The organism is Trebonia sp., assembly GCF_049794275.1.
In the GTDB taxonomy this organism is placed as follows: Bacteria; Actinomycetota; Actinomycetes; order Streptosporangiales; family Streptosporangiaceae; genus Trebonia.
In genome coordinates, this window is sequence record NZ_JBARCR010000307.1 from 1 (window position 1) to 6156 (window position 6156).

The window sequence follows — 6156 nt, forward strand, 5'->3', positions numbered from 1 at the left end:
CACCCGGCCACCGCGCAGCCCGCCACGGCGCAGCCTGCCGCCACGGGTCAGGCCGCCGGGACCGTCGCCTCAGGGCCGGCGATCAAGGCGCGGGTCACCGGCGCCCAGGCGCTGGTCATGGCCATGGAGCAGATCGGCGTCGAGGTGGTGTTCGGGATCCCTGGCGGCGCCGTGCTGCCCGCCTACGACCCGCTGCTCGACTCCGAGAAGATCCGGCACATCCTGGTCAGGCACGAGCAGGGCGCCGGTCACGCGGCGACCGGGTACGCCCAGGCGACGGGCCGGGTCGGGGTCTGCATGGCGACGAGCGGCCCCGGCGCCACCAACCTGGTCACGCCGCTATCCGACGCGTACATGGACTCCGTCCCCGTAGTGGCGATCACCGGTCAGGTGTCGACCAGCCTGATCGGCACCGACGGGTTCCAGGAGGCGGACATCTCCGGCATCACGCTGCCGATCACCAAGCACAACGTCCTCGTCACCAAGCCAGCGGACATCGCGCGCACGATCGCCGAGGCCTTCCACCTGGCGGGCACCGGCCGTCCCGGGCCGGTCCTGGTGGACATCGCCAAGGACGCGATGCAGGCGATGACCGAGTTCACCTGGCCGGTCCAGTACGACCTGCCCGGCTACCACCCGGTGACCAGGCCGCACTCGCGGCAGGTCAGGGAGGCCGCGCGGATGATCACCGACGCGAAAAAGCCCGTGCTGTACGTCGGCGGCGGCGTCATCAAGGCGGACGCGGCCGCGGAGCTGAAGGAGCTGGCCGAGCTGACCCGCACGCCGGTGGTCACGACGCTGATGGCGCGCGGCGCGTTCCCCGACAGCCACCCGCAGCACCTGGGCATGCCGGGCATGCACGGCACGGTCGCCGCGGTCGGCGCGCTGCAGAGGGCCGACCTGATCGTCGCGCTCGGCGCCAGGTTCGACGACCGGGTGACCGGGAAGCTGGACACCTTCGCGCCGGACGCGCTGATCGTGCACGCCGACATCGACCCGGCGGAGATCTCCAAGAACCGGCGCGCGGACGTGCCGATCGTGGGTGACTGCAAGGAGGTCATCGCCGAGCTGATCACGGCCGTGCAGGCCGAGCACGCACACGGCCGCGAGACCGACCACGCCGAATGGTGGGCCCAGCTCAACCAGTGGCGGTCCAAGTACCCGCTCGGCTACACGGACCCAGACGACGGCAGCCTGGCGCCGCAGTACGTGATCGAGCGGATCGGCAAGCTGGTCGGCCCGGACGCGGTTTACCTGGCGGGCGTGGGCCAGCACCAGATGTGGGCGGCGCAGTTCATCGACTATGAGAACCCGCGCACCTGGATCAACTCCGGCGGGGCCGGCACGATGGGGTTCGCGGTCCCCGCCGCGCTCGGCGCCAAGGTCGGCATGCCGGATACCCAGGTGTGGGCGATCGACGGCGACGGCTGCTTCCAGATGACCAACCAGGAGCTGGCCACCTGCGTGATCGAGGGCATCCCTGTCAAGATCGCGATCATCAACAACGGCAGCCTCGGCATGGTCCGCCAATGGCAGACGCTGTTCTACAACGAGCGGTACTCGAACACCAACCTCGGCGACAAGAAGGCGGAGGTCGCGGGCACCCGCGTGCCTGACTTCGTGAAGCTGGCCGAGGCCTACGGCTGCATCGGCCTGCGCTGCGAGAAGAAAGACGACGTGGACGCGATCATCGAGCAGGCCATGGCCATCAACGACCAGCCGGTCGTGATCGACTTCGTGGTGCACAAGGACGCCATGGTGTGGCCCATGGTCGCGGCCGGCACCAGCAACGACGACATCAAGTTCGCGCGCGGCATAGCGCCCGACTGGGAGGCGATGGAGGAATGAGTCAGCACACCCTCTCCGTGCTGGTGGAGAACAAGCCGGGGGTCCTGGTGCGCATCGCCGGCCTGTTCTCCCGGCGCGGCTTCAACATCGACTCACTCGCGGTCGGGCCGACCGAGCACGAGGAGATCTCCCGGATGACGATCGTGGTGAACTGCGACGAACACCCGCTCGAGCAGGTCACCAAACAGCTCAACAAGCTGATCAACGTGCTCAAGATCGTCGAGCTGGACGCGGCTCAGGCGGTGCAGCGCGAGCTCATCCTGGTCAAGGTCCGCGCCGACCCGGACACGCGGTCCAAGGTTCTCGAGACCGTGGAGCTGTTCCGCGCGCACGTCGTGGACGTGGCGCTGGACGCGGTTACCGTCGAGGCGACCGGCAGCCATGACAAGCTGGAGGCGCTGGTGCGCGTCCTTGAGCCGTTCGGTATCAAAGAACTGGTCCAGTCCGGCGCGATCGCCGTCGGCCGCGGCGGCCGGTCCATCACGGACCGCACGCTGCGCCCGCTCGAGCGCTCCGCCTGACGCCCGTACACACCAAGAAAGAGATAATTCCAGTGGCAGAGATCTTCTACGACGACAGTGCCGACCTCTCGCTCGTCCAGCGACGGCATGTCGCCGTCCTCGGATACGGCAGCCAGGGGCACGCGCACGCGCTGTCGCTGCGTGACTCGGGCGTGGACGTCCGGGTCGGCCTGCCGGCCGGCTCGGCGAGCCGGGAGAAGGCCGAAAGCGACGGCCTGCGCGTGCTGACCCCGGCCGAGGCGTGCGAAGAGGCCGACCTGGTAATGGTGCTGATCCCGGACCACCTGCAGCGCGCGGTGTACGCGGAGGCCATCGCGCCGTCGCTGGTCGAAGGTGACGCGCTGTTCTTCGCCCACGGGCTGAACATCAGGTACGACCTGATCCGGCCGCCGGCCGACGTGGATGTGTGCATGGTGGCGCCCAAGGCGCCCGGCCACCTGGTCCGCCGCCAGTTCAACGAGGGCCGCGGCGTGCCGATGCTCGTCGCCGTCGAGCAGGACGCGTCGGGCAACGCGCTGGCGCTCGCGCTGTCGTACGCCAAGGGCATCGGCGGCACCCGGGCCGGGGTGCTGAAGACCACGTTCAAGGAGGAGACGGAGACCGACCTGTTCGGCGAGCAGGCGGTGCTGTGCGGCGGCGTCTCCGAGCTGATCAAGGCCGGCTTCGCGACGCTGGTCGAGGCGGGGTACCAGCCGGAGGCGGCGTACTTCGAGTGCCTGCACGAGATGAAGCTGATCGTCGACCTGATGTACGAGGGCGGCATCTCCAAGATGTACTGGTCCGTGTCGGACACCGCCGAGTACGGCGGGTACACCCGCGGCCCGCGGCTGATCAACGAGTCGACCCGCGAGGAAATGCGCAAGATCCTCGGCGAGGTTCAGGACGGCACCTTCACCCGTGAGCTGGTCGAGGAGTTCGACGCCGGCAAGCCCAACTTCCTCAAGCGCCGCGAGGCGGAGCAGTCCGAGCAGATCGAGCAGGTCGGCGCGAAGCTCCGGCCGCTGATGAGCTGGCTGTCGGACAGCGAGGACTAAGGTTCTCGCATGGGATCACTACGACTCGCCGTCATCGGCGGCGACGGCATCGGCCCGGAGGTGACGGCCGAGGCGCTGAAGGTCCTGCGGGCCGCGGCGCCCGACGTCACCTTCGCGGTGACCGACTACGACCTGGGCGCGCGGCGCTGGCACCGCACCGGGGAGACGCTCCCCGACACGGTGCTCGAGGAGATCCGCGGGCACGACGCGATCCTGCTCGGCGCCGTGGGCGACCCGTCGGTGCCCAGCGGGGTCCTCGAGCGCGGGCTGCTGCTCCGGCTGCGCTTCGAACTTGATCACTACGTCAACCTGCGGCCGGTCCGGCTGTACCCCGGAGTGGCTTCGCCGCTGGCGAAGGGGTCGCCGGAGACCATCGACATGGTGGTCGTCAGGGAGGGCACCGAGGGACCGTACACCGGGGCCGGCGGCTTCATGCGGCGCGGCACGCCTGAGGAGCTCGCGACCCAGGAGAGCCTCAACACCAGGTTCGGCGTCGAGCGGGTCGCGCGGTACGCGTTCGAGCAGGCCATGGCGCGGCCGAGGAAGAAGCTCACCCTGGTGCACAAGACCAACGTGCTGACGTTCGCCGGGGACCTCTGGCAGCGCACGGTGGATTCGCTGGCCAAGGAGTATCCCGAGGTCTCGGTGGACTACCAGCACGTGGACGCCGCGTCGATGTTCTTCGTCACGCAGCCGGAGCGGTTCGACGTCATCGTGACCGACAACCTGTTCGGCGACATCCTGACCGACCTGGGCGCCGCGGTGGCCGGCGGCATCGGGCTCGCGGCGAGCGGGAACATCAACCCCGCCCGCACGTACCCGTCGATGTTCGAGCCGGTGCACGGCAGCGCGCCGGACATCGCGGGCCAGTCGAAGGCCGACCCGACCGCGGCGATCCTGTCCGCGGCGCTGCTGTGCTCGCACCTGGGCCTGGCGGGCGAGGCAGCGAAGATCGAGCAGGCCGTTGCGGATGACGTGATCGAGCGTCAGGGTGAATGGGCAGCACGGACTACCGTGGAGGTAGGCGACGACATCGCCGAGCGAGTAGCCGGATAGCGGGCCACAAGCCTGCATTGCCCCGCACCCCCGTGCTGGGCGATCCGACCTATCCGGTACTGCCCAGAAAGGACCACCTGCCATGTCCGCACATCCCGACACCGAGATCGACTTCGAGATCCGCCCCTCCCAGGCACGGGTGCCAGCCGCCGAACGTGAGCGGATACTGGCGGCGCCGGGATTCGGCCAGAACTTCACCGACCACATGATCACCATGCGCTGGTCGGCCGGGCGCGGCTGGCACGATGGCAAGCTGGAGCCGTACGGCCCGTTCGCGCTCGACCCGGCGACCGCGGTGTTCCACTACGCGCAGGAGCTCTTCGAGGGGCTGAAGGCGTACCGCCAGCAGAGCGGGTCGGTCGTCATGTTCCGCCCGCAGGCGAACGCGGCGCGCTTCATCACCGGCACCCGCCGGATGGCGATGCCGGAGGTGCCTGAGGAGACGTTCCTGCGGGCCCTGGAGCTGCTCGTCGCCCAGGACAAGGACTGGATCCCCGAAGGCGAGGGGAACAGCCTCTACCTGCGTCCGTTCATGATCGCCACGCAGCGCGGCCTCGGGGTCAACCACCCGTCTGATTCCTACCTGTTCTGCGTGATCGCCTCCCCGGCCGCCTCCTACTTCGGCGCTGGCGCCACGACCGTCAAGGTGTGGCTGTCCGAGGACTACACCCGCGCCGCCCCCGGCGGCACCGGCGCGGTCAAGTGCGGCGGCAACTACGCCGCGGCGTTCGTCGCGCAGCAGCAGGCCGTGGAGAACGGCTGCGACCAGGTGGTCTGGCTCGACGCCGCCGAGCATCAGTGGGTCGAGGAAATGGGCGGCATGAACCTGTACTTCGTGCACGGTTCCGGCGCCGGCGCCCGGATCATGACGCCCGCCCTGACCGGCACCCTGCTGCCGGGCATCACCAGGGACTCGCTGCTCAAGCTCGCACCGACGCTGGGCATCCAGGCGGCCGAAGGACGGATCTCGGTGCCCGACTGGCGGCAGGCCTGCGCCGCCGGCGAGATCACCGAGGTGTTCGCCTGCGGCACCGCGGCCGTGGTGACCCCCGTCGGCGCCGTCGACGGCCCGTCGGGCGGCTGGACGATCGGCTCGGGGGAACCGGGCCCGGTCACCATGCGGCTGCGCGAGGAGCTCATCGGCATCCAGTATGGCCACCGCCCCGACCCCTTCGGCTGGGTCCACAAGGTCGCGTAGCCCGCGGGGCGCGGCCCCGCCTGCGGGGAATCCCCGTTGGTTCCCCCGTGTTGATCGGGGTAAGGTCATAGGTGGCTGGCAAGCCACGTGCGGCCGGCTTACAACTAAACAGGGGGGTGAACGGTTTCGACTTCGGTAGTCGATCCAGGAGAAGCGAGCCGAGGGTGACGGTGGTGACCTCGTTAATAATGCGACCGTAACTTATAGGTGCCAACTCAAAGAGCACTCTGCCCGTCAAGGGCGCTCTCGCCCTCGCCGCCTAAAGCGGAGTAAGCGAGAGAACTGTCAGCCCGGGACTGCCTTCGGCCCGGACCTGGCATCAGCTAGAAGGCTTACTGGCCGGCCCGGTCACGGGGCAGGCTAGGACATCTAACAGTGGCTGAGCCCGTCGGCGTCTTGCCTGCGTGATCGCCGGGGCTGAGAAAAGCAAATACAGGCTGCGCTCGGAGAAGTCCTGGTGAGGTACTGAAGGACCCGGGTTCGATTCCCGGCACCTCCA

Annotated in this window: 5 protein-coding genes and 1 other RNA gene; all 6 read left to right on the forward strand. The window is 69.0% G+C overall.

Annotated features, from left to right (window positions below; genetic code table 11):
• The first annotated feature begins 81 nt into the window (after window positions 1-81).
• The gene (locus WA805_RS08540) at window positions 82-1848 is read left to right on the forward strand and encodes an acetolactate synthase large subunit (protein WP_425242071.1); all 1767 of its coding nucleotides are present in this window, start codon (window positions 82-84) and stop codon (window positions 1846-1848) included.
• Window positions 1845-2369, forward strand: coding sequence for an acetolactate synthase small subunit (gene ilvN / locus WA805_RS08545; protein ID WP_422281824.1), 525 nt, complete (start codon window positions 1845-1847; stop codon window positions 2367-2369). Before WA805_RS08540 ends, ilvN begins: the two co-directional genes overlap by 4 nt.
• A gap of 41 nt (window positions 2370-2410) precedes the next feature.
• Window positions 2411-3403, forward strand: coding sequence for a ketol-acid reductoisomerase (gene ilvC / locus WA805_RS08550; RefSeq protein WP_422281828.1), 993 nt, complete (start codon window positions 2411-2413; stop codon window positions 3401-3403).
• Between the two features lie 9 nt (window positions 3404-3412).
• Window positions 3413-4459 carry a 3-isopropylmalate dehydrogenase gene (locus tag WA805_RS08555; protein WP_422281822.1) on the forward strand — a complete coding sequence of 349 codons (1047 nt, stop codon included), beginning with the start codon at window positions 3413-3415 and terminating at the stop codon, window positions 4457-4459.
• An 82-nt stretch (window positions 4460-4541) separates the two neighbouring features.
• Complete coding sequence (locus tag WA805_RS08560; RefSeq protein ID WP_422286091.1) at window positions 4542-5657, forward strand: branched-chain amino acid aminotransferase; 1116 nt, start codon at window positions 4542-4544, stop codon at window positions 5655-5657.
• A 112-nt stretch (window positions 5658-5769) separates the two neighbouring features.
• Window positions 5770-6156, forward strand: a transfer-messenger RNA (tmRNA) gene (ssrA, locus tag WA805_RS08565).

Coding starts and splice junctions, on each gene's coding strand:
- WA805_RS08560 (WP_422286091.1), top strand. CDS start 4,542: ATGTCCGCACATCCCGACACCGAGATCGACTTCGAGATCCGCCCCTCC.
- ilvN (WP_422281824.1), top strand. CDS start 1,845: ATGAGTCAGCACACCCTCTCCGTGCTGGTGGAGAACAAGCCGGGGGTC.
- WA805_RS08555 (WP_422281822.1), top strand. CDS start 3,413: ATGGGATCACTACGACTCGCCGTCATCGGCGGCGACGGCATCGGCCCG.